General features: G+C 70.8%; 17 protein-coding genes. 8 read left to right on the plus strand and 9 right to left on the minus strand.

Annotated elements, in window-relative coordinates; all coding sequences use genetic code 11:
• The first annotated feature begins 52 nt into the window (after positions 1 to 52).
• The 6 genes from OG381_RS36420 to OG381_RS36445 all read left to right on the plus strand — a co-directional run bounded on the left by OG381_RS36420 (position 53) and on the right by OG381_RS36445 (position 8,352).
• Complete coding sequence (locus OG381_RS36420) at positions 53 to 874, plus strand: universal stress protein (protein WP_319138200.1); 822 nt, start codon at positions 53 to 55, stop codon at positions 872 to 874.
• A 128-nt stretch (positions 875 to 1,002) separates the two neighbouring features.
• Complete coding sequence (locus tag OG381_RS36425; protein WP_319138202.1) at positions 1,003 to 3,384, plus strand: phosphoketolase family protein; 2,382 nt, start codon at positions 1,003 to 1,005, stop codon at positions 3,382 to 3,384.
• Positions 3,385 to 3,539: 155 nt separating this feature from the next.
• Entirely contained in the window at positions 3,540 to 4,163 is a 624-nt protein-coding gene (locus tag OG381_RS36430) for a DoxX family membrane protein (RefSeq protein WP_086747366.1), read from the plus strand.
• Positions 4,164 to 4,429: 266 nt separating this feature from the next.
• Positions 4,430 to 6,691, plus strand: coding sequence for a formate C-acetyltransferase (gene pflB, locus OG381_RS36435; protein WP_319138204.1), 2,262 nt, complete (start codon positions 4,430 to 4,432; stop codon positions 6,689 to 6,691).
• A complete protein-coding gene (gene pflA / locus OG381_RS36440) occupies positions 6,688 to 7,434 on the plus strand; it encodes a pyruvate formate-lyase-activating protein (protein ID WP_319138206.1) in 747 nt (248 codons plus the stop codon). The genes pflB and pflA overlap by 4 nt, the downstream gene beginning before the upstream one ends.
• A 141-nt stretch (positions 7,435 to 7,575) precedes the next feature.
• A complete protein-coding gene (locus tag OG381_RS36445) occupies positions 7,576 to 8,352 on the plus strand; it encodes a hypothetical protein (RefSeq protein WP_319138208.1) in 777 nt (258 codons plus the stop codon).
• Between the two features lie 56 nt (positions 8,353 to 8,408).
• On the opposite strand, the gene adhE is transcribed toward OG381_RS36445, so the two are convergent.
• The 7 genes from adhE to OG381_RS36480 form a co-directional block, all read right to left on the minus strand.
• Positions 8,409 to 11,069: a bifunctional acetaldehyde-CoA/alcohol dehydrogenase gene (adhE, locus tag OG381_RS36450; protein ID WP_327720236.1), complete on the minus strand. Its 2,661-nt coding sequence runs from the start codon at positions 11,067 to 11,069 to the stop codon at positions 8,409 to 8,411.
• Positions 11,070 to 11,394: 325 nt separating this feature from the next.
• Positions 11,395 to 12,123, minus strand: coding sequence for a CBS domain-containing protein (locus OG381_RS36455; RefSeq protein WP_327720237.1), 729 nt, complete (start codon positions 12,121 to 12,123; stop codon positions 11,395 to 11,397).
• Between the two features lie 546 nt (positions 12,124 to 12,669).
• Complete coding sequence (ptsP, locus tag OG381_RS36460) at positions 12,670 to 14,373, minus strand: phosphoenolpyruvate--protein phosphotransferase (RefSeq protein ID WP_327720238.1); 1,704 nt, start codon at positions 14,371 to 14,373, stop codon at positions 12,670 to 12,672.
• Between the two features lie 114 nt (positions 14,374 to 14,487).
• Positions 14,488 to 17,181, minus strand: coding sequence for a pyruvate, phosphate dikinase (gene ppdK, locus OG381_RS36465; RefSeq protein WP_327720239.1), 2,694 nt, complete (start codon positions 17,179 to 17,181; stop codon positions 14,488 to 14,490).
• A 112-nt stretch (positions 17,182 to 17,293) separates the two neighbouring features.
• Positions 17,294 to 18,304 carry an alcohol dehydrogenase AdhP gene (adhP, locus tag OG381_RS36470; RefSeq protein ID WP_327720240.1) on the minus strand — a complete coding sequence of 337 codons (1,011 nt, stop codon included), beginning with the start codon at positions 18,302 to 18,304 and terminating at the stop codon, positions 17,294 to 17,296.
• Between the two features lie 127 nt (positions 18,305 to 18,431).
• Positions 18,432 to 19,034 carry a universal stress protein gene (locus OG381_RS36475; protein WP_327720241.1) on the minus strand — a complete coding sequence of 201 codons (603 nt, stop codon included), beginning with the start codon at positions 19,032 to 19,034 and terminating at the stop codon, positions 18,432 to 18,434.
• Positions 19,015 to 19,305, minus strand: a complete 291-nt coding sequence (locus OG381_RS36480; RefSeq protein ID WP_327720242.1) for a universal stress protein — start codon at positions 19,303 to 19,305, stop codon at positions 19,015 to 19,017. The genes OG381_RS36475 and OG381_RS36480 overlap by 20 nt, the downstream gene beginning before the upstream one ends.
• A 355-nt stretch (positions 19,306 to 19,660) precedes the next feature.
• Between OG381_RS36480 and OG381_RS36485 the strand changes: the two genes are divergently transcribed.
• Positions 19,661 to 20,353 carry a response regulator transcription factor gene (locus tag OG381_RS36485; RefSeq protein ID WP_327720243.1) on the plus strand — a complete coding sequence of 231 codons (693 nt, stop codon included), beginning with the start codon at positions 19,661 to 19,663 and terminating at the stop codon, positions 20,351 to 20,353.
• Between the two features lie 145 nt (positions 20,354 to 20,498).
• On the plus strand, positions 20,499 to 21,527 hold the full coding sequence (gene gap, locus OG381_RS36490; RefSeq protein ID WP_327720244.1) for a type I glyceraldehyde-3-phosphate dehydrogenase: 1,029 nt from the start codon (positions 20,499 to 20,501) through the stop codon (positions 21,525 to 21,527).
• 606 nt (positions 21,528 to 22,133) lie between these two features.
• Here gap and OG381_RS36495 read toward each other — a convergent pair.
• The gene (locus OG381_RS36495; RefSeq protein WP_327720245.1) at positions 22,134 to 22,811 is read right to left on the minus strand and encodes a hypothetical protein; all 678 of its coding nucleotides are present in this window, start codon (positions 22,809 to 22,811) and stop codon (positions 22,134 to 22,136) included.
• Positions 22,808 to 23,731 carry a hypothetical protein gene (locus OG381_RS36500; protein ID WP_327720246.1) on the minus strand — a complete coding sequence of 308 codons (924 nt, stop codon included), beginning with the start codon at positions 23,729 to 23,731 and terminating at the stop codon, positions 22,808 to 22,810. The genes OG381_RS36495 and OG381_RS36500 overlap by 4 nt, the downstream gene beginning before the upstream one ends.
• Positions 23,732 to 23,747: the final 16 nt, after the last annotated feature.

Consider the following 23,747-nt stretch of genomic DNA (forward strand, 5'->3'; position numbering starts at 1 on the left):
TCGGTCCCACGAGGACTGCATACCCCGCGCACGAAGAGAAGGGAACAAGACGATGACTCTCCGTCATGTAGCTGTCGGTGTGGACGGTTCACTGGTCGCCGTACGAGCGCTGGACTGGGCCGCCGAGCAAGCGGCGCACCGTGGCACCGCGTTGCGCATCGTGTTCGCCGTGGGCGACCGCGACGAGGCGGGACCGGTTCTGGCATCGGCCGCCGCACGGGTTCACGAGCGTCATCCCGGCCTGTCGGTGGACACTCGGGCCGTGGAGGACGGCGCCGTGCGGGCGCTGGCGCGGGAGAGCGAGAGCGCCGTCCTCACCGTCGTGGGCACCCGTGGGTTCGGCGGAGTCACCGGCCTGCTGGCCGGCTCGGTGAGTCTGCGGCTGGCCGCGCACACGCACGGTCCGCTGCTCGTCGTCCGCGGAGACCACCCCTGCGACAACGGACGCGAAGCGCTGCTCGGCCTGGAGAGCAACGCCGACGCGGACGCAGCCGCCTACGCCTTCCAGGAAGCCGAACGGCGCGGGACTCGGTTGCGCGTTCTGCACTGCGCAACCCACCGGCACACCACACCCGAACTGCCCTCGCTGGTACCCGCGACGAGCCCGGGCCAGCAGCGCCAGGCCCGCAACGACCAGGCGGAGGAAGCCGTCGCGCGGTTCAGCATCGCCCGACTGAAGGAGGAGTACCCCAAGGTCGACGTCGAGAGCCGCACGGTCCGCACCGGTCCGGCCCACGCCCTGCTGGCGGCCACTCGCGAGGCCGGCGTCGTGATCATCGGCGCGCACCGCCGCATCGGTCGGCTCGGTCCGGTTGCACACGTCTTGTTGCACCACTCCCACTGCCCGGTGGTGCTGGTGCCGGCGGCGACCTGATGGCGAGCACGGTGGTCAGTGATGGCCCGGTCGGCCCTGGCGGGCCCCGGCCCGGTGGGCGGAGAGTGGAGAGGTGCGGACCGTTGCGCACCGTCTGACCGACGCACCGACCCGGAAGGGAAGCTCACATGCCAGCCGACACGCAGCAGGCGCCCGGCGTACTCACGGACGAGGAGCTCAGCGCCCTGGATGCCCACTGGCGCGCCGCGAACTACCTGGCCGTCGGCCAGATCTACCTCATGGCCAACCCCCTGCTGACCGAACCGCTGCGCCCCGAGCACGTCAAGCCGCGTCTCCTCGGCCACTGGGGCACCTCTCCCGGCCTCAACCTGGTCCACACCCACCTCAATCGCGTCATCAAGAATCGCGAGCTGGACGCCCTGTGCATCTGGGGCCCCGGCCACGGCGGGCCCGCCGTCCTCGCCAACGCCTGGCTGGAAGGCTCGTACACCGAGACCTACCCGGACATCACCCGGGACGCCGACGGCATGGCCCGGCTGTTCAAGCAGTTCTCCTTTCCCGGCGGCGTGCCCAGCCATGTCGCCCCGGAGACCCCGGGCTCCGTCCACGAGGGCGGTGAACTCGGGTACGCCCTCTCGCACGCCTACGGCGCCGCCCTGGACAACCCCGGCCTGGTGGTCACGTGCGTGATCGGCGACGGCGAGGCCGAGACCGGTCCGCTGGCCGCGTCCTGGCATTCCAACAAGTTCCTCGACCCCGTCCACGACGGCGCCGTCCTGCCGATCCTCCACCTCAACGGCTACAAGATCGCGAACCCGACGGTGCTCGCCCGTCTCCCCGAGTCCGAACTCGACGAACTGCTCCGGGGCTACGGTCACGACCCGCTCCATGTCACCGGCGACGACCCGGCGGCCGTCCACCAGGCGATGGCCGAGGCCATGGACACCGCGCTGGACCGCATCGCCGCCCTCCAACGCGCCGCACGCGAGGACGGAGCAACCGAACGCCCCCGCTGGCCGGTGATCGTGCTGCGCACCCCCAAGGGCTGGACCGGCCCGGCGGAGGTCGACGGACTGCCGGTGGAAGGCACCTGGCGCGCCCATCAAGTTCCCCTCGCCGCCGTCCGCGACAACCCCGACCACCTGCGTCAGTTGGAGGACTGGCTACGCTCCTACCGCCCCGAGGAACTGTTCGACGAGCACGGCCGCCCACGCCCGGACGTCCTGGCCTGCGTCCCGGACGGCGCCCGAAGGCTCGGCGCGACCCCGCACGCCAACGGCGGACTCCTACTGCGCGAACTGCCCCTGCCCCCGCTGGAGCGGTACGCCGTCCCCGTCGACAAACCCGGCGCCACCCTGCACGAGCCCACCCGCGTCCTCGGCGACTTGCTGGAAGACGTCATGCGGAACACAGCCGACCGGCGCGACTTCCGCCTGGTCGGCCCGGACGAGACCGCCTCCAACCGCCTTCAGGCGGTGTACGCGGCCACCGGTAAGGCGTGGCAGGCCGGCACCCTCGAGGTGGACGAACACCTCGACCGGCACGGCCGGGTGATGGAGATTCTCTCCGAACACACCTGCCAGGGCTGGCTGGAGGGATACCTGCTCACCGGTCGGCACGGGCTGTTCTCCTGCTACGAGGCGTTCGTGCACATCGTCGACTCGATGGTCAACCAGCACATCAAGTGGCTGCGCACCACCCGCCGGCTGCCCTGGCGCGCGCCCATCGCCTCCCTCAACTATCTGCTCACCTCGCACGTGTGGCGCCAGGACCACAACGGCTTCTCCCACCAGGACCCCGGCTTCGTCGACCACGTCCTCAACAAGAGCCCGGAGGTCGTACGCGTCTACCTTCCGCCGGACACCAACACCCTCCTGTCGGTGGCGGACCATGTGCTGCGCAGCCGCGACTACGTCAACGTCGTCGTGGCCGGCAAACAGCCCTGCTTCGACTGGCTCACGATGGAGCAGGCCAAGGTCCACTGCGCGCGCGGCGCCGGGATCTGGGACTGGGCGGGCACGGAGAACAGCGGCGAGCCCGACGCCGTCCTGGCCTGCGCCGGTGACGTGCCCACCCAGGAGGTCCTGGCCGCCGCCCAGCTGCTGCGCCGGCACCTGCCCGAGCTGGCCGTCCGGGTGGTGAACGTCGTCGACATCGCACGCCTGATGCCGCGCGAGGAACACCCGCACGGCATGAGCGACTTCGAGTACGACGGGCTGTTCACCCCCGACAAGCCGGTCATCTTCGCCTACCACGGCTACCCGTGGCTGATCCACCGCCTCGCCTACCGCCGCACCGGCCACAAAAACCTGCACGTGCGCGGCTACAAGGAGATCGGGACCACGACCACGCCGTTCGACATGGTCGTCCGCAACGACATGGACCGCTACCGACTGGTCATGGACGTCATCGACCGCGTGCCCGGGCTCGCGGTGCGCGCCGCGCCCGTACGCCAACGGATGGAGGACGCCCGCCTGCGCCACCACGACTGGATCCGCATCCACGGCACCGACCTGCCGGAGGTCGCCGACTGGGCCTGGGACGGCTGACGGTTGCCAACGGGGGCCCAGACGGGGGACGTTCGGCCCTGTGTCCGGGCCCTGCAGCCCCTCGGATGGGCGTCGTCGACGCGGGACATTGAAGGTGCGACGAGAGTCGTCCACCACATTCCGCGCGTCGTACCCCCTCGAAAGGGATGAGCATCATGGCAGTGCACGGCCACCCCCACCGGTACCGCGGATTCCGCTTCCCGTCCCTGGTCAGGGCCGGGACGGCTCCGGCCTCCGCCGAGACGACGACCGCCGCCGCGACGGCGACCCGTGCGTACGTGTTCGCAGGGCTCCGTCTCCTGACCGGCTTCGTCTTCCTGTGGGCTTTCCTGGACAAGACATTCGGCTTCGGTTACGCGACCGGCTCCGGCAGGGGCTGGATCGACGGCGGTTCGCCGACCAAGGGCTTCCTCGGCGGTGTCGCTGTCGGCCCGATGGAGTCCACGTTCCACGACTGGGCCGGGGCCGCTTGGGCGGACTGGCTGTTCATGCTGGGCCTGCTCGGCATCGGCCTCGCCCTGATCGCGGGCATCGGCCTGCGGCTCGCGGCGGTCGCGGGCACCGCCATGATGGCGCTGATGTGGATCGCCGAGTGGCCGCCGGCCAAGCACCTCTCCGACGGCTCGGCGAGCATGTCGACCAACCCGTTCGCCGACTACCACCTCATCTACGCCATCGTCCTGATCGCCCTGGCGGTCGCGGGCGCCGGCACCACCTGGGGCCTGGGCAAGGCGTGGGCGCGGCTGCCGTTGGTCAGCCGCAACCGTTGGCTGCTCTGAGAGCCGGCGCGTTCGTCGGACCGGGGCACCTCCGCTCGTAGGAGGAGGTGCCCCGGTTGCTCGTGTTCCTGCGAGGCAGCCCACGGGCGCGCCCTTGGTCCAGGCGATGAGAAGCGGGGCCTTGCCTGACCGGGACCTACGGCCCGGCGAGAGAGGGACGGGTGGCGCGCCTCAAGTACGCCAAGAGGCCCTCCCCGGCGGCATCGCGAGCGACGAGCATCAAAAGCGGAAGAAGTTCTACGGGCAGAGTGAGGGAGAGACCGGCGATGACGGCAACGGTGACAGCTGGAGCCCGGGCGGCGACCGAGGCGTGGCGAGGCTTCGCCGGTACGTGCTGGCGGGACCAGGTCGACGTGCGTGACTTCATCCAGGCGAACTACACGCCCTACGAAGGAGATTCGACGTTTCTGGCCGGGCCGACCGGACGCACGCTCGCCGTCTGGGGCAAGGTCGCTCGCCTGTTCCCCGAGGAGCGGCGCCGGGGCATCCTCGACGTCGACCCGGGCACCCCGTCCACCATCACCTCGCACCGGCCGGGCTTCATCGACCGCGACCGCGAGTTGATCGTCGGCCTGCAGACCGACGCCCCCTTGCGGCGGGCCATCATGCCGAACGGCGGTCTGCGGATGGTGGAGAACGGGCTGAAGGCGTACGGCTACCAGGCCGACCCCTTCGTCACGCGGGTCTTCGGCACCTACCGCAAGACCCACAACGACGGCGTGTTCGACGCCTACACCTCCGAGATGCGTGCCGCCCGCAAGGCGGGGATCATCACCGGCCTGCCGGACGCCTACGGTCGAGGCCGGATCATCGGCGACTACCGTCGCGTCGCACTGTACGGAACGGGCCGCCTGATCGACGCGAAGCGGGCTGAGCGGGCCCTTCTCGACGGGAGGCCGTCCAGCCCCGACGTCATCCGCGACCGCGAGGAACTGGCGGAGCAGATCCGGGCGTTGGGCGAACTGACCCAGATGGCGGCCTCGTACCACTGCGACGTCTCCCGGCCCGCCGCCACCGCCCACGAGGCCGTCCAGTGGCTCTACCTCGGCTTCCTGGCCGCGGTGAAGGAGCAGAACGGCGCTGCGATGTCGCTGGGCCGCACCTCCACCTTCCTGGACGTCTACCTCCAGCGTGACCTGGACGAGGGCACCATCGACGAGACCCGCGCCCAGGAGCTGATCGACGACTTCGTGATCAAGCTGCGGATCGTACGGTTCCTGCGCACCCCCGAGTACGACGCCCTCTTCTCCGGCGACCCGACCTGGGTGACGGAGTCCATCGGCGGCATCGGCACCGACGGCCGGCCGCTGGTCACCCGCACCTCCTTCCGTTTCCTGCAGACCCTGTACAACCTGGGCCCGGCCCCCGAGCCCAACCTGACCGTCCTGTGGTCGCCGCGGCTGCCCGAGGGCTTCAAGCAGTTCTGCGCCCAGGTCTCCATCGACACCAGCGCCATCCAGTACGAGTCCGACGACCTCATGCGGCCGCGCACCGGAGACGACACCGCGATCGCCTGCTGTGTCTCCGCCATGGCGGTCGGCAAGCAGATGCAGTTCTTCGGAGCCCGCGTCAACCTGGCCAAGGCCCTGCTGTACGCGATCAACGGCGGCCGGGACGAGATGACCGGCGAGCAGATCGCGTCGCGGATGACCGCGCTGACGGGGGAGTACCTGAACTACGAGGAGCTGTCGGCGGCATACGACCGCATGCTCGACTGGCTCGCGGCCACGTACGTCAACGCCCTGAACGTCATCCACTACATGCACGACAAGTACGCTTACGAGCGCATCGAGATGGCCCTGCACGACTACCCCGTGCACCGCTTCATGGCGTGCGGCATCGCCGGCCTGTCGGTGGCGGCAGACAGCCTCTCGGCCGTCAAGCACGCCCGCGTGAAGGTCATCCGGGACGCCACCGGGCTGGCCGTCGACTACGAGGTCGAGGGCGAATTCCCGGCGTACGGCAACAACGACGACCGCGCGGACGCCCTCGCAGCCGACCTGGTCCAGTCGTTCATGGCCAAGGTGCGCCGCCACCCCACGTACCGCAACGCCGAGCACACCCAGTCCGTACTGACCATCACCTCGAACGTCGTCTACGGCAAGCACACCGGCAACACCCCCGACGGCCGCCGCGCCGGCGCCCCGTTCGCGCCCGGCGCCAACCCGATGAACGGTCGCGACCGCCACGGCGTGGCCGCCTCCGCCCTCTCGGTCGCCAAGCTGCCCTACGAGCAGGCCCGCGACGGCATCTCGCTCACGACGACGATCACCCCCGAGGGCCTCGGCCACGACCCGGCCGAGCGCGCCGCGCACCTGGCCGGCATTCTCGACGCGTACACGGCCTCCGGCGGCTTCCACATGAACGTCAACGTGTTGGACCGGGCCACGCTGGAAGACGCCATGGAACACCCGGAGAAGTACCCGGAACTGACGGTGCGGGTCTCCGGATACGCCGTCAACTTCGTCCGCCTGACCCGCGAGCAGCAGCTCGACGTGATCAGCCGCACCTTCCACGGATCGCTGTGAACACCACGGCCGAGCCGGTGACGGGCCGCATCCACTCCTGGGACCTGTCCACGGGAGTGGACGGTCCCGGGACCCGGTTCGTCCTCTTCGTCAGCGGCTGCCCGCTGCGCTGCCTGTACTGCGCCAACCCGGACACCTGGCACATGCGCGACGGCAAGCAGACCACCGTCGACGAGGTGATGGCCGAGATCGAGAAGTACCGGGCCTTCATCACCACCGCCGGCGGGGGAGTGACGCTCACGGGCGGCGAGGCGCTGCTGCAGCCGGCCTTCACGGCCGCGGTCTTCCGCCGCTGCAAAGAACTCGGCGTGCACACCACGCTCGACACCTCCGGCTTCCTCGGCGCCCGCGCGACCGACGAGCTGCTCGCCGACACCGACCTGGTCCTGCTGGACATCAAGTCCTTCGACGTCCGCACCTACCGGAACATGACCGGCGGCGACCTCTCCCCGACCCTCAACTTCGCCACCCGCCTGGACCGCCTCGGCGTCCCGGTGTGGATCCGCTACGTCCTCGTGCCCGGCTGGACCGACGACCCGGCTGCCATCGACGGCCTCGGCGCGTTCCTCGCCGGGCTGGGCAACGTCGACCGGGTGGACGTCCTGCCCTTCCACAAGCTCGGCGCCCACAAGTACGACGCGCTGGGGATTCCCTTCCCGCTACGCGACACACCCGCGCCGGACCCGGACCTGACCGAGCGAGTGCGCGAGCAGTTCCGGGAGCACGGGCTGCGGGCGCTGTGACTGCGGTGCCTCGCACGGCGTGGGCGAGGCACCGCAGGCTTGAGATGCAGGCACCCCGCCTGCCCCGGGCGGGTCACGCCGGTTCGAGACCTGCCTGGGAGGGGTAGCCCGCATCCACTGACCGTTGGAGGAGGGAGCGGGATGACGGACGCAGGTGCGCTCAGGCAGGCTTGTGCGCAACTCGTCGCGAGCAAAGCGCAGTTGGACGACTGGCTGGCAGAAGGTGACGCGCGAGGTGAGCGCCGATCGCTCGTCGGCGACGGCTATTCCGCTTGGCGAAGGTGGCAGGCGCGTCAGCCGTCGCCTTATGTGAGCCCTGGTCACTTTCACGACAGTCCGTGGCGCAAGGTGCCGGAGCCCTGTCACTTCCTGGCCACGGCACTCCCCGGAGCCGACTTCCAGGCCGTTCGATTCGATCGGGCCCATGCCGGCCCGGACAAGCGCCCACGGACCGAGGTCGACTCCTCACTCGTCGTGGGTGGCTTGTGGCGCAGACCGTTCGAGCGTGACCTGCGGGGGGATCCCCGGGCTGTCTTGGCCGCGATCAACGCGAGTGGCGGGGCACAGTACGCTCGCGCGGGGGCTTTGCCACTCTACGCGGCCGTCGAGGGCAAGAACCGGGTGAGCCTCGCCCAGCGTGAGGGTCTACCGGTTACCGCCGAGGTGGCCACGGCTGCGTTTCCCGAAGCAGGGTGTCTGCGTCTCCACCGGGTCCACGACGAGGACACCGTCGCTGTCGCCGTGTCGCAAGTGGACGGCGGCGAACCGCAATTCCTGCCTCTCCCACAGGAGTCCACCGCCGTGTTGGCCGCCTACGGCGTCTTGTGGCACCGAAGCGTCATGGGGGCCTGGGAAAGGCAGCAAGCCGCACTTGACGCGGTCAGGGAGCGCCTTGTCGGGCGGACCTTGATGCCCTGAGACGGCAGGCCGGGCTTCCTTTCCCTGGTGGGCGCTTGCGTGCCCACCAGGGAAGGCTATTCGCCAGGTGTACCGACGGAGCCGTAGTAGGCCGCTCGCATCAGCTCCTGCATGTCGTCGAGCATGGGCATCCGCGGGTTGGCCGGGGCGCACTGGTCCTCGTAGGCGTTCATGGCCTGCTGGGGCAGGGCGTCGAGGAAGGAGCGCTCGTCGACGCCGAGGGACCGGAACGACGGCTCGATGCCGACGGCTTGGCGCAGGCGCTCAACGGCCCGGGCGAGTGACTCCACGCCGGCCTGCGGGGTGGCGGCGGGCAGACCGAGGGCGCGGGCGATGTCCTGGAAGCGCTCGGGAGCCCGGTAGCTCTCGTACTTGGGCCAGCCGGTGAGCTTGGTCGGGACGGTGCCGTTGTAGCGGATGACGTGCGGCAGCAGGACCGCGTTGGTGCGGCCGTGCGCGATGTGGAAGGTGGCGCCGAGCGTGTGGGACATGGCGTGGACGATGCCGAGGAAGGCGTTGCCGAAGGCCATGCCCGCGATAGTGCCGGCGTTGTGCATCTTCTCCCGGGCCTGAGCCGAGCCCTCGCGGTCGTTCACCGCCGCTTCGAGGTGGTCGAAGATGAGCCGGATCGCGTGCAGCGCCAGCCCGTCGGTGAAGTCGTTGGCGTAGACGGACACGTACGCCTCGATGGCGTGAGTGAGCGCGTCGAAGCCGCTGTCGGCGGCCAGCGCCGGGGGCAGGGCGGTGGTGAGGAGGGGGTCGATGATGGCCACGCTGGGGGTGAGCGCGTAGTCGGCCAGCGGGTACTTCTTGCCCGTAACCGGGTCGGAGATGACGGCGAAGGGCGTGACCTCGGCGCCGGTACCGGAGGTGGTGGGCACGCACACCAGGCGGGCCCGGCTGCCCAGCGTCGGGAAGCGGAAGGCGCGCTTGCGGATGTCGGAGAACTTGTGCCGCATGTCGGCGAAGTCGATGTCCGGGTGCTCGTAGAGCAGCCACATCACCTTGGCCGCGTCCATGGGTGAGCCGCCGCCGAGCGCGATGATCGTGTCCGGGCGGAAGTCCCGCATGAGGCGGGCGCCGCGCTGCACGGAGCCGATGCTGGGTTCCGGTTCGACGTTGTCGATGATCTGTAGTGTCACGGGCTCGGGACGGCGCTTGAGGACGCGGTCGACGCGGTCGACGAAGCCGAGGCGGGTCATGGTCGCGTCGGTGACGATCGTGACGCGGTGGACGTCCGGCATGGAGGCGAGGTAGCGGATGGCCTGCGGCTCGAAGTAGATCTTCGGCGGGACCTTGAACCACTGCAGGTTGTTGCGGCGCGTGCCAACCCGCTTGACGTTCAGCAGCTGGGCGGCGGAGACGTTGTTGGACACCGACGTGCTGCCCCAGGAGCCGCAGCCGAGCGTCAGGGAAGGCAGGAGGCTGTTGTAGACGCCGCCGATGGCGCCCTGCGAGGAGGGTGCGTTGACGATGATCCGCACGGTCTTGATGCGCTTTCCGTACGCCTCCGCCAGCGCCCGGTCCTCGGTGTGGATGACGGCGCTGTGGCCCTGGCCGTGGAAGGCGACCATGTCGGCGGCCAGGTCGAAGCCCTGCTGCTCGGAGCCCGCGCGCAGGACGGCGAGGACCGGGCAGAGCTTCTCGCGGGTCAGCGGCTCGTCCGGGCCGACGCGCTCGGCCTCGACCAGGATGACGGAGGTGTCCTCGGGCACGGTGAAGCCGGCCTGCTCGGCGATCCACGCCGGGCTCCGACCTACGGCCGTGGCGTTGACCTTGGGCTCGCAGCCCGCGCCCGCCCGGCCGGAGGGGAACAGGAACGCCTCCAGCTTCGACTTCTCCTCGGCGGTCGCCAGGTGGGCGTGCAGCGTGCGGAACTCGGCCAGGGCGGCGTCGTAGATCTCGTCGTCGAGGATGACGGCCTGTTCGGAGGCGCAGATCATCCCGTTGTCGAACGACTTGGACAGCACCAGGTCGTTGACGGCCCGGCGTAGCTTGGCGCTCTTGTGCACGTACGCGGGGACGTTGCCCGCGCCCACGCCCAGGGCGGGCTTGCCCGCCGAGTAGGCGGCCTTGACCATGGCGTTGCCGCCGGTGGCGAGGATCAGCGAGACGCCCGGGTGGTGCATCAGCGTGCCGGTGGCCTCGACCGACGGGGTCTCGATCCACTGGATGCACTGCTCCGGCGCGCCCGCGGTGACGGCCGCGTCCCGCACGATGCGAGCGGCCTCGGCGCTGCAGCGCTGGGCCGAGGGGTGGAAGGCGAAGACGACCGGGTTACGGGTCTTCAGCGCCATCAGCGCCTTGAAGATCGTGGTGGAGGTCGGGTTGGTGACGGGCGTGATGGCGCACACCACCCCCACCGGTTCGGCGATCTCGACCATGTCCTCGATGTCGTCGCGGGCGATGACCCCGACGGTCTTCATCCGGCCCATGCTGTGCGTGACGTGCTCGCACGCGAACATGTTCTTGGCGGCCTTGTCCTCGAACACGCCGCGTCCGGTCTCCTCCACCGCGAGTCGTGCGAGCGCGGTGTGCTGGTCGAGGGCGGCGACCGACGCCTTCTTGACGATGTGGTCGACTTGCTCCTGCGTCAGTTCCTCGTAGTCGGCGAGTGCCTTGAGCCCGTTCGTGACCAGCCGGTCGACGGCGATGGCGGTCTCGGACGGCTCGCCGCCCGGGGCGGCAGCTCGGGTTCGGGCGTCCTGTCGGGTCATGGGGGTTGCGCCTCCGTCGTCGAGGTCGTGGGCCGGGAGACCGGCAGCGTGCGGCGTGGGGAGCGGCACCGCGGAAGATCGGTACTGCTCCTACTGCCACCGTCTCGCAGAGGGGAGCCGCCACCCAGACGTCAAAGGTCCCGGCCGGGGGCCGACCGGCCCGGCGGGGTCGGGGCCGATCGGTCACCTGACGGCGAGGGGCGCCGGATCGCGTACAGGGGCGGGCATCCGGCAGCGCCTGTAGGCGCTGCGGACGTCCCGGGGTGATGGTGGGGGGTATGCGCTTGCCGGTCCTCCCTGAGCGCCGCCTAAGCGGCGCCCGGGACTACCGCTCGGGGAGCCAGTCGTGGGCGATCCGGCGCGAGGGGTGCGTCTCGCGAGGGCGGGTGTCGTCGACGCGGAAGGTGAGGCGGTTCATCACGCCCACCACGCCGTCCACCCGCCAGGCCAGCTGGACCACCAGCGGGATGTCGCTGCGGCGTTCCAGGCGCCCCTCCAGCGTGGCCGTGCCGTCGTGGACCGAGACGATGACGGTGTGGGGCGGCAGACACATGGCGCGGGTGAGGACCTCGTCGATGATCTCCTGGCGGATCTCCCCGTCGGTACGCAGGAAGACCCGCAGCAGGTCACGGCGCGTAGCGATGCCGATCAGACGGTCCTCCTCGTCCACCACCGGAAGCCGTTCGATGTGGTGGCGCTCCATCACCCGTGCGGCGTCCGCGACGCGCTGTTCCGGGTGCACCGTGATCGCGGGTGTCGACATCAGCTGCCCGGCGGTCATGGCACGGGCCTTGGCGGCCGCGCTTCGCCCCGTGCGGCGTAGCGGCGGCAGCCGGAAGCGGCGTCCCCGGTGGTCCGGTTCGGCCTGAGCCGCCTGTCGGCGTATCAGGTCGGTCTCGGAGATCACGCCGAGGACCTTGTCGTCGGCGTCCACCACGGGCAGCCCGCTGATCCGATGCCGAGCCAGCAGCTGTGCGACGTCCTTGAACGGTGTCTCCCGGCGCGCCTCGATGACCTCGGAGGTCATCACTTCGCCGACCTTGCAGGTCTTCACGGCAGTTCCCTTCTCCACCGGTGCATGCGGGGTGCGCTCGGTTTCCCTTGCGTACGACCCGCGCAAACGGTCCCGTATCCCCGCTGGGCGATGTGCTCCTGCGGTGGGCATCGGGGGCCGGAACTCGCGGGTGAGGGCGGCCGGTCCGTCGCTGTTGTCCCGTTGGAGTGTCCCGGGTAGCCGGCCCCTGATGCCTCTTCAGCCTCCCGCGCACCGGCTTGGCGGTGCAGGGGCCAACCGGTCCCGAGCTCCCGGGCCGAACCGCCCTCTCCTCGGCTGGACACGGTCGGTGACGAGATCACCACGGCAAAGGCGGGGACGGCTGTCCCACCCCGCCGTGGGGCGGCCGGGAGGAACGCAACCATCAGGCGGAGCAGGACAGTTGCACTCACCGCTGACACGAAGACGGCAGAGCTGAGGGCGCGGTGGGGATGCGCAATGCCGCAGGGTTCAAGCCGCGATGGCCCGCAGTCGGCCGGACTGCACCCGGCCGCTTCCGTACTTTCCGGTGCCGAGTGCCGGCGGATGCGACCGGGCGCGGGGCGGTCAATGGCATCCGGCAGTCGCACTGACCGGCTCGTCCATCCCGGACAGGGCGGTGCGGGCTGCTGCGCGTGCCTCCTCGGCGGTGTCCGCGGCGAGGGCTGCAGCGGCTGCTCGCCGGCACTGGGCGAGGGTATGCCGGGCCAGTTCGGCGCGTACATAGGGCAGTGCTGCGGCGCCCATGGACAGGCTGGTGACGCCGAGTCCGGTGAGCACGCAGGCGAGCAGTGGATCGGCGGCGGCCTCGCCGCACACCCCGCAGCTCTTGCCTTCGGCGGTCGCGGCGTCGGCGGCCGCAGCGATGAGGTCGAGCAGGGCGGGCTGCCATGGGTCCTGCAGTCGCGCGAGCGCGCCCACCTGTCGGTCGGCGGCGAAGGTGTACTGCGCGAGGTCGTTGGTGCCCAGTGACAGGAACCCGGCCTCCTGAAGGATGGACCGGGCGCGCAACGCGGCCGAGGGAATCTCGACCATCGCGCCGATCTTCGCCCGCAGGCCCGCCTGACGGCAGGCGTCGACGAACGCCTGGGCGTCCGCGCGGTCCGCGACCATCGGCGCCATCACCTCCAGCTGTACCGGCAGGCCCGCGGCCGCCGTGGCCAGCGCCCGTAGCTGCGACTGCAGCACGTCGGGGTGGTCGAGCAGTGTACGTAGCCCGCGCACGCCCAGCGCCGGGTTCGGCTCGTCGGCCGGGGTGAGGAAGTCCAGTGGCTTGTCGGCGCCCGCGTCCAGCACTCGGACCACCACCCGGCCCTCGGGGAATGCCTCGAACACCTTGCGGTACGCATCCACTTGACGTTCCTCGGACGGCGCCTGCCTGCTGTCGTCGAGGAAGAGGAACTCGGTGCGGAAGAGGCCGACGCCTTCGGCCCCCGCCGCGAGGGCGGCCGGTACGTCCGCGGGGCCGGCGATGTTCGCCAGGAGCGGCACCCGGTGTCCGTCCGCGGTGGCCCCAGGACCGGAGGCGGAGGCCAGGGCCGCCTCGTGGGCGGCGGCCTGGCGCTCCAGCTCTGCCCGCGTGCGGGCATCCGGTTCCAGGAACACTTCGCCGGTGCTGCCGTCGACCGCGACGACGGTGCCTTCGGCCACCCCGGTGGCGCCGGGCAGCGCCACGACCGCCGGTACGCCCAGGGCGCGGGCGAGGATGGCGCTGTGGCTGGTCGGCCCGCCCTGCTCGGTGACGAAGCCCAGGACCAGGTCCGGGTCGAGCAGCGCGGTGTCGGCCGGGGCCAGGTCGCGGGCGAGCAGCACGTAGGGTTCTTTGCTGTCCGGCAGGCCCGGCATGGGCACGCCCAGCAGCCGGGCGATGATGCGGTCACGTACGTCGTCCAGGTCCGCGACCCGGCCCGCGAGGTACTCACCCGCCTGGGCCAGCAGCGCCCGGTAGGCGGCGAAGGCGTCGAAGACCGCGCGCTCGGCGCAACTGCCCCCGGCGATACGCCGCTCGACATCGGCTATGAGTTCGGGGTCCTGGGCCATCAGGGCCTGGGCTTCGAGGACCGCTTGTGCCTCACCGCCGGCCAGGTCACCGCGCGCCGTGAGATCTGCGGCGACCGTGTCCACCGCCCGCCGGGCGCGGCCCTGTTCACCCCGCACGGCCTCGGCCGGGATCCGCCGGTCGGGCGGCTGAAGGACCGCGGCCCCCATATGCCGTACCGCGCCGATCGCCACACCGTGGCTGACGCCGACGCCTCGAAACGTTGTCTCCATCTTGCCTGTCTCCGAATAGGTGCGGCGGCGACCGCCGCACATCGTCATCTCACTTGCGGCCGGCGGCCCGCCGGGCCGAGGCCGGGCCTTTCGCCTCCGGCCCTGCGGGGTGTGTCACCGGCTGTCGCTGGTCTGCGTCTCGGGGAGTGCGGCTCGTCCGGCCTCCAAACGGGCGACCGGGACACGGAATGGCGAACAGGAGACGTAGTCCAGCCCCACGCCGTGGAAGAAGTGCACGGAATCCGGGTCACCGCCGTGCTCGCCGCAGACACCGATCTTCAGCCCGGGCCGGGCCGCACGGCCCTCGGCGACCGCGATCTCGACCAGGCGGCCCACACCCTCGCGGTCGATGGTCTCGAACGGGGACGCCTTGAAGATGCCCTTGTCGAGGTAGGCGGAGAAGAAGGCCGCCTCGACGTCGTCGCGGGAGAAGCCCCAGGTGGTCTGGGTCAGGTCGTTGGTGCCGAAGGAGAAGAACTGTGCCTCCTCGGCGATCCGGCCCGCCGTCAGAGCAGCCCTCGGCAGCTCGATCATCGTGCCGACCGGGCACTCCACAGGGACACCGGTGGCCCTGCTGACCTCGGCCAGGACCTGCTCCACCTCCTCGCGCACAATCCGCAGTTCCTCGACCGTGTCGATCAGCGGCACCATGATTTCCGCCTGCGGATTGCCCCCGGCGCGCTTGCGTTCGACAACCGCCTCGGCGATGGCCCGTACCTGCATGGCGACCAGGCCCGGTGCCACCAGGCCCAGGCGTACGCCGCGCAGGCCGAGCATCGGGTTCTCCTCGTGCATGCGGTTGACGGCGTCGAGCAGTTCGGAGTCGTGCTCGCTGGGTGGGTTGCCGTGGGCCTCGGCGGCGGCGAGGCGTACGGCGAGTTCGGTGCGGTCGGGCAGGAACTCGTGCAGGGGCGGGTCGAGGAGGCGGATGGTGACCGGCAGGCCGTCCATCGCCTCCAGGATGCCGACGAAGTCCTGCCGCTGGAGCGGCAGCAGCGCGTCGAAGGCCCGTTCGCGTTCGGCGTCGGTGCGGGCCAGGATCATCGCCTCGACCAGCTGGCGGCGGTCGCCGAGGAACATGTGCTCGGTGCGGCACAGTCCTATGCCCTGCGCGCCGAACCGGCGGGCGCGGGCGGCGTCCTCGGGGGTGTCGGCGTTGGCTCGCACACCCAACCGCCGTACGCCGTCGGCTTGTCGCATGGCGCGGGCCACGGCGTCGACCAGTCCGGCCGCTCGCTCACCCTGCCCGCCGGTCTCGAAGTACCGCATCACGATGGAGTCGACCAGCGCAGCCGCCCCGGGGTAGACCGCGCCTTCGGTGCCGTCGACGGAGATGACCGTGCCCTCCTCGACGACGGTGCCGCCCACGCTGAAGCGACGGCCCTGCGGATCCACGGTGATTTCCTCGGCACCGCACACGCAGACCTTGCCCATGCCGCGGGCGACCACGGCCGCGTGGCTGGTCTTGCCGCCCCGGCTGGTCAGCACGGCCTGGGCGGCGACCATGCCGGGCAGGTCGTCGGGGGTGGTCTCCTGACGTACGAGGACGACCTTCTCCCCGGCGGCGGCGCGCCGGACCGCCTCGACGGAGTCGAACACCGCGGCGCCGACGGCGGCACCCGGCGAGGCCGGGATGCCGTGCGCGAGCGCCTCACCGACGGCCGGGGTGTTGAAGCGGGGGAACATCAGCCGGGCCAGCCCGTCGCCGCTGACCCGTGCCAGGGCCTCGTCCGGGGTGATCAGTTCCTCGTCGACGAGCTCCGCGGCGATGGCGAAGGCGGCCTCGGCGGTGCGCTTGCCGACCCGGGTCTGCAGCATCCACAGTCGGCCCCGCTCGATGGTGAACTCGATGTCGCACAGGTCCCGGTAGTGAGTCTCCAACGTCCTTATGTGTTCGAGCAGTTGGGCGTACGACGTCGGATCCAGGTGCTCCAGGTCGGTCAGCGGGACGGTGTTGCGGATGCCCGCGACGACGTCCTCGCCCTGAGCGTTGGACAGGTAGTCGCCGTACACGCCTCGGGCGCCGGTGGCCGGGTCGCGGGTGAAGGCGACGCCGCTGCCGGAGTCGGGCCCGAGGTTGCCGAAGACCATGGTCTGTACATTGACCGCGGTGCCGAGGTCGTCGGGGATGTGTTCGCGGCGGCGGTAGAGGCGGGCGCGTTCGCCGTTCCAGGACTCGAAGACGGCCAGGACCGCTCGGCGCAGCTGCTCGGCAGGGGACTGCGGGAAGTACTCGCCCGTCTCCTGACGGATCAGCTCCTTGGAGATCTCGACGAGCCCGGCCAGATCGGCCGCGTCAAGGCTTAGATCGTCCGGCGCGCCCCGGGCCTCCTTGAGGCGGGTCATGGCGTCTTCGAACAGTGCACTGCCGACGCCCATGACGGTGCTGCCGAACATCTGCACGAGGCGGCGGTAGGAGTCCCAGGCGAAGCGTTCGTTCCCGGAGGACTTCGCCAGCCCGAGCACGGACTCGTCGTTGAGACCGATGTCCAGGATCGTCTCCATCATGCCGGGCATGGAGAACCGGGCCCCGGAGCGGACGGACAGCAGCAGCGGGTCGTCCGGCTGGCCCAGCCGCCGTCCGGCCGCCTCCTCCAAGGCCGTCAGATGATCGGAGATCGCGCGGGCCAGGCTGTCCGGCTCGGTGCCGGTGGCCAGGAAGGAGCGGCAGGCTTCGGTGGTGACGGTGAACCCGGGCGGCACCGGCAGGCCCATCCGGGTCATCTCGGCCAGGTTGGCGCCCTTGCCGCCGAGCAGGTCGGCCATGTCACGGCCGCCCGCGGCGAAGTCGTACACGTAACGGACCATGACGGTGTGCCCTTTCAGCCTGCTGTCCCGTGGGAAGTTGTGGGGCCCGGTCGTGTCCGCCGGGCGTCGTGGCCGGTCGGCGTACGACGTGCGGCGGACCCGCGCGGGTGTTTCACATCTCGAAGACGATGCGTGCCTTGATCTGACCGTTGAGGACTTCGGCGATGGAGTCGTTGACGGTCTCCAGCGGCCGGGTTTCGTAGATCACCTTGGTGCGTCCGGCGGCGTGCAGCTGGAACACCTCGTCCAGGTCCTGGCGGGTGCCGACGATCGAGCCGATGACGGAGGTGCCGTTGAGCACGGTGTCGAAGATCGGCACCTGAATGGTTCCGCCGGCGGGCAGGGCGACCATGACCAACTTGCCGCCGCGCCGCAGTCCGCCGTAGACGGACGCGAACGCCTGCTCGTTGACGGCCAGCGCGATGGCCGCGTGGGCGCCCCCGTGCTGCTTGAGCACCTCGGCCGGGTCCTCCTTGCGGGCATCGATGAGAATGTCCGCGCCGAGCTCCCGGGCGAGTTCGAGCTTCTCGTCGGTGACGTCGATCGCGGCGACGGTCGCCCCGGCGATCTTCGCGTACTGCACGGCGAGGTGTCCGAGACCGCCGACACCGGAGATCGCCACCAGCTGGGTCGGGCGGACGCCGGCAACCTTGAGCGCCTTGTACGTCGTGACGCCGGCGCAGGTCAGCGGGGCGGCGTCGCGCGGGTCGATGCCGTCGGGGACCACAGCGGCGAAGTCCGCGGGGGCGAGCATCTTCTCGGCGTAGCCGCCGTCCACGCTGTAGCCGGTGTTCTGCTGCTGCTCGCACAGTGTCTCCCAGCCGGACAGGCAGTGCTCGCACCGCCCGCAGGCCCAGCCCAGCCAGGGGACGGCCACCCGCTGCCCGACCTCCAGATGAGTCACCCCGTCTCCGAGCGCCTCGACGATGCCGACGCCCTCGTGACCGGGGATGAATGGCGGGGTCGGCTTGACCGGCCAGTCGCCGTGGGCGGCGTGGATGTCGGTGTGGCACAGCCCGGACGCCTCCAGCCGGATGCGGATCTGGCCGGGGCCGGGCTGCGGGTCCGGGCGCTCCTCGATCACCAGCGGCTGGCCGAAGGACCGGACGACTGCTGCCTTCATTTTGATGCTCCTCGGTTCTGTCTGTTCGGTGCGGTTCCAGCGTCGAACGGGCCCCGACGCGGCGGGCAGGTCCTGGACGTCCTCGCGTGTGGGGCCCCTCGGCCCTCAACCGTGCGGAAACCGGCCCTCAGCCGTGCGGGACGACGGCGACCGGGGCGACGGCGTGGTGCAGGACGGCATGGGCGACCGGCCCGATGCGCATACCGAGAGCGGGCCGGTGCACCCTGCGGCCGACCACTACGAGTCCGGCCTGCGCGGCGGCCTGCAGTACGACTCCGGACGCACGGGCGAGATCGACCGTGCAGGCGACCGGGACCTGCGGGTACTTCTCCCGCCACGGCCTGAGGGCGTCGGACAGTGCCTCCTCCGCCTGACCCGTGATACCGCCATCCTGGCTGGCCGGCTGCCCCACAGCGGGGCCGTATCCGTACAGCGGCGGCAGACTCGGCGCGTGCACAGCGCGCAGCGCGGTTCTGCGGGCGGCGGCCGTCTCGAAGGCGAACTCCAGCAGCGGCCCGGCCGGGCCGTCGAGGTCGTCGAGCCCGACCACGACATCTCCACCGTCGTGCTTGGCGGCCGAGCGGGCGTTCGCCCGCACCATGACCACCGGGCCGTTCGCCCGAGCCAGCACCTGCTGCCCCACGGAACCGAGCAGGAACCCTGCGATGGCGCCGTGACCGCTGGAGCCCAGCACCAGCATCTGGGCCTTCTCAGCCTGGCCCAGCAGCACCCCGGCCGCGGTGTCGGATATCTGACTCGGTGCTGACCGTCAGTTCCGGATGCCGCCCGCGCAGCTCCTCCTCGGCCTCCCGCAGTATGCGCAGTGCCCAGTGCTTCTGCGTGTCCAGATCCTGTGCGACGGGCACGTCGTGCGGCTGCCGGATCCGGGCATGCACCAGATGCAGCGGCAGATCGCGGCGCTGTGTCTCGCGGGCTGCCCAGTCAGCGGCGGCGACGCTTTCGGGGGAGCCGCCCAGGCCGACGGTGATGGGGCGAATCATGGGAAGCGACCTCCGGATACGGGACCAGCGGGCCGCGGACGATGGCGTCGGCCCATGTCCCGAGCCTTACGAGGGGGCGGCCGCGGTTCCAGGAGCCGATGGTCCCGACTCGGACGGCATGGTCCCCAATGGTGAAGAAGGCACACCCGGGTCACCTCGGCGTTCGGCACCGGCCGGCGCCGGGTAGGCGATCAAAACCGGTACGCGGGGGAATGCGGGAACAGCGGAGCGAAAAGGGCCGGTCGGCCCTGGCCGTTCGGCCCGGAATCGCGCAAGATCTGTGACAGGGAAGGACCGGTCCCGCCCATCCGGCGGTTCCGTGCCGGAGAATGACGACACAGGACAGGAGCCGTCGATGGCGGACAGCGAGCGACCCGGACCAGACAACCCGATCCGGGTCTTCCTGCTGGACGACCACGAGGTGGTACGCCGGGGGGTACACGACCTGCTGAACGACGAACCGGACATCACCGTGATCGGCGAGGCCGCGAACGTGGAGCAGGCACTGGTCCGCGTCCCCGCGCTGCGCCCGCAGGTGGCCGTGCTCGACGTGCGCCTGCCCGACGGCGACGGAGTGACCGTCTGCCGGGAGCTGCGCTCCCAGATGCCGGAGCTGGCCTGCCTGATGCTCACCTCCTTCGACGATGAGGAGGCCCTGCTCGACTCGATCATGGCCGGCGCCTCCGGATACGTGCTGAAGCAGATCCAGGGCTCCGACCTGGTCTCGGCTGTGCGCACAGTGGCCGCGGGCCAGTCTCTGCTCGACCCGAGCGCCACCACCCGGCTGATGGCCCGGCTGCGCAAGGACCAGCAGCCCGAGGAGGAGCCGGACGCCCTGCCGGGGCTCACCACCCGCGAGCGGGAGATCCTGGCCCTGATCGGCGAGGGCCTGACCAACCGCCAGATCGGTCAGCGGCTCTACCTCGCCGAGAAGACCGTCAAGAACCACATCTCCCGCCTGCTCGCCAAGCTTGGTGTGGAGCGGCGCATCCAGGCGGCGGTCATTGCCACGCAGGCCCAGGACCGGCTGCGGCACGAAGGGCGCTGAGCCTCCACTCGCAGCCGAAAAGCCCGCAGGGCCGAACGTCCCTCACCTGACCCCCGTGCGGCCCAAGCCGAACCCCCTCCCCGGCCGCCAGGCTGGCAGCGCACCCGGACACCGCCGGGCGCCACTGAGCGGGAGGGCGACGGACATGACCGTGCGCGTGGGCATCAACGGCTTCGGCCGCATCGGACGGAACTATCTGCGCTGCGTGCTGGAGCGCGCGGAGAGCGGTACCGGCGCACCGGTCGAGGTCGTGGCGATCAACGACCTCACCTCGCCGGACGCACTGGCCCATCTGCTGGCGTACGACTCGACGTATGGCCGCCTCGCCCGCACTGTCGAACACGACGACACTTCGATCACCGTCGACGGCCACCGCATCGCCGTGACCGCCGAGCGTGACCCGGCCGAGCTGGACTGGGGACACCTCGGTGTGGACGTGGTCATCGAGTCGACCGGCCGCTTCCGCACCCGTGAGCAGGCCGGTCTGCACCTGAAGGCGGGCGCCCGCAAGGTACTGCTCTCCGTGCCGGGCAAGGGAGTTGACGCCACGATCGTGATGGGCGTCAATGAGGCCACGTACGTCCCGGAAAGCGACCACGTGGTCTCCAACGCCTCGTGCACCACCAACTGCGTGGCGCCCATGGTGAAGGTGCTCGACGAGCACTTCGGCCTGGTCAAGGGCCTGATGACCACCATCCACGGCTACACCAACGACCAGGTGGTCCTCGACGGCCCGCACAAGGACCTGCGCCGCGGTCGCAGCGCCGCCGTCAACATCATCCCCACGTCCACCGGCGCTGCCCGCGCGGTCGGCCTGGTCCTGCCGGAGCTGACCGGGACCTTGGACGGCATCGCCGTCCGCGTGCCGGTCGAGGACGGCTCGCTGACCGACCTGAGCGTGGTTCTGGAGCGGCCCGTGACTGCGGACGAGGTCAACGCCGCGTTCCGGGAGGCCGCCGACGGGCCGCTGAAGGGCATCCTGCGCGTCTCGGACGCCCCAATCGTCTCCCGCGACGTCGTCGGCGACCCCGCCTCGTGCGTCCTGGACGCCCCGCTGACGCAGGCGCACGGCGATCTGGTCAAGGTCTTCGGCTGGTACGACAACGAGTGGGGCTACACGAACCGACTGCTCGACCTCACCGAGTACGTCGCCGCACGCCTCCCTCGGATCTGACAGAGGAAGACTGAGGCACGACGGGTGACCGCCGACCGAGTCCGGTATCCGGATCGGCGGGGCCCTACCACCGCATCGTGACACTCGGACGTCCTGCGGCGTGTTCGTCTTTGTCTCCTCCACGGCATATGCGGGCCGGCAACCGGCAAACAAGCAACCCCGGGATCCAGCCCGCCCCGGCAGCCGTCCCGGAGATCGCCTTCCGGCTGCCAGAGCACGGCCTGACCGCAGGCGGCCGGTGCCGGTCGAGCAGGATGGACGGCATGAAGTCGGAATTCGACGACCACAGCGGCCTCTCGCACCCGGACGGGAATCCCCCCGGGCAACACATCGTCCGCCTTCCCCACGGGCGGGTCGCACACAGCACAGGACACCAGTCGACCCGCAAGACCTCTGATCCCCTCGCCCTGCAGCGGAGACAGACGCTCGGTCTGATTATTCGGTGGGGCGGACACGGCTCGTCCCCCCGCCCACCGTCGTCCTGCCACCGCTTCGATGCCCGTCAGGCGGTGCATCGGCCGCGGGATGGGCGTGGGGGTGGTGCGGAAGCCGACGGCGACCGCCGCGCGCACGACGTCGGCTGACAGGCCAGACGGCACTGCCTTCTCAGCGACGTGCCGGGGCGGCGCGTTCGCCCTCAGCCCGCTGCCTCAGACGGCGGAACTGCCGGGTTTGCATGATCCAGTGGGCGGGCTCCCAGACCACGAGGTTGGCCAAGCCGGCTGGGAGAGCCGGGCGTGCCGCTGCGTAGCCGCTGACGACGAGGCGGGTACGGCCGGGTGCGGGCTCGCTGAGCAGGAATCCCCACAGGGAGTCGCTGTAGTACCGGGGCCTGTCCGTGGCGGGGTCGAAGGGGTGCCCCCACAGGTTCAGCGAGGCCCTCAGCCCCAGGAAGCGCTGCGGCTCCAGGGCCGCGACCTCGAACCAGGTGTTGCCGCTCGGCGTCGAGGCGAGGTGGTCGCCGAGCGCGATGCCCTGCCACTCCGGGTGGATGCGGTCGGCGCTGGGGCGTCCGGCGTTGTCGAGGCGGTCCCAGCTGTACCAGCCGGCGCGGTCGCAGCCCATCTGCACCAGCCAGGGCCATACCTGGGACACCGGTGCGTCGATGGTCACCGCCATCGTTGCGCCGCGCTTTCCAGCGGGGACGATCTCGGCGCCCGGGTAGGTCATGCGCAGTTCGTCGTCGGTGGCACCCCATCGCAGCAGCCTCGGGCGCACGGTGACCGACCAGGCGGCAGCCGTCGCTGCGGCTGCGATCAGGGCGTTCGTGTGGTTTCGGATCATGGTGCTGCCTCCTTCACCGGCTGTGGAAGCGCCGGCCGCAGCGTGGTGAACAGGGTGAGCGTCAATGCCGTGAAGAGCAGGCCGAGCACTGTCATCGCTGCGGCCTGCCCGGCGGAGGCGTCGGGGAGATCCCGCAGCCAGGCGGCGACTGCCATGGCTCCGACGGCCGGGCCGACCAGCGCCAACCATCCCGACAGCGCCAGAGCCGTCTTGCGGGCCCACGCAGCTCCGTGACGCATACCGGCTGCTGCGGCGATGGCGGCGGGCAGGCCCACGCCGAGGTCGAGCAGCGCGATCGTCCAGAAGTAGCCGGGGCCCTCCTGGTAGTCCGCGGCCGAGGGGTGCGATCCGGCGGCGTCGAGAAGAGCAGGTATGTAGCGCGCGAAGGCCACGACAGCCAGGAATGGGATCAGAATGCCGCCGACGATCCGCTCCCGCCTGGCGGGCGGCACCCAAGCCGCCGGGTCCAACTGCTGCCAGGCGAGCACGGCCGTGGTCCAGCCGAGGACGAACAGGGCGAGGTGCAGCGGGAAGAACGCCTCGCTGTTGCCGTCGTAGCGCAGGTACTGCGGTCCCAGGACGTACTGCGGAGCCATGTACGCCGCGTATACGGCCGGTGCGAGGGCGACCATGGCGCCCAGCCGGTGCCGGCGCAGCACGAGGACGCCGGCGCACACCGCGAGCGGGGCGACGACGGCGACCGCGAAGATGTCGAGCGCCACGAGCTGGCTCTTGAGCGCCCCGTCGTCGGGGACCGGGTACTCGATCACGGCGGACCCGACGGGACCGAGCAGCGTGTTGATCACGCTCAAGGCCGCCAGGGCCAGCAGGCCACCGGCGAGCAGTCGGCCACGAATCAGCGCTCCGGCCGCATGGGGCGGCGCCTCGGAGCTGCTGGCAGGGACGGGCAGTTCGGCCATCGCACACCCCTTTCCC

This window comes from Streptomyces sp. NBC_00490, from assembly GCF_036013645.1.
Classification (GTDB): Bacteria; Actinomycetota; Actinomycetes; order Streptomycetales; family Streptomycetaceae; genus Streptomyces; species Streptomyces canus_F.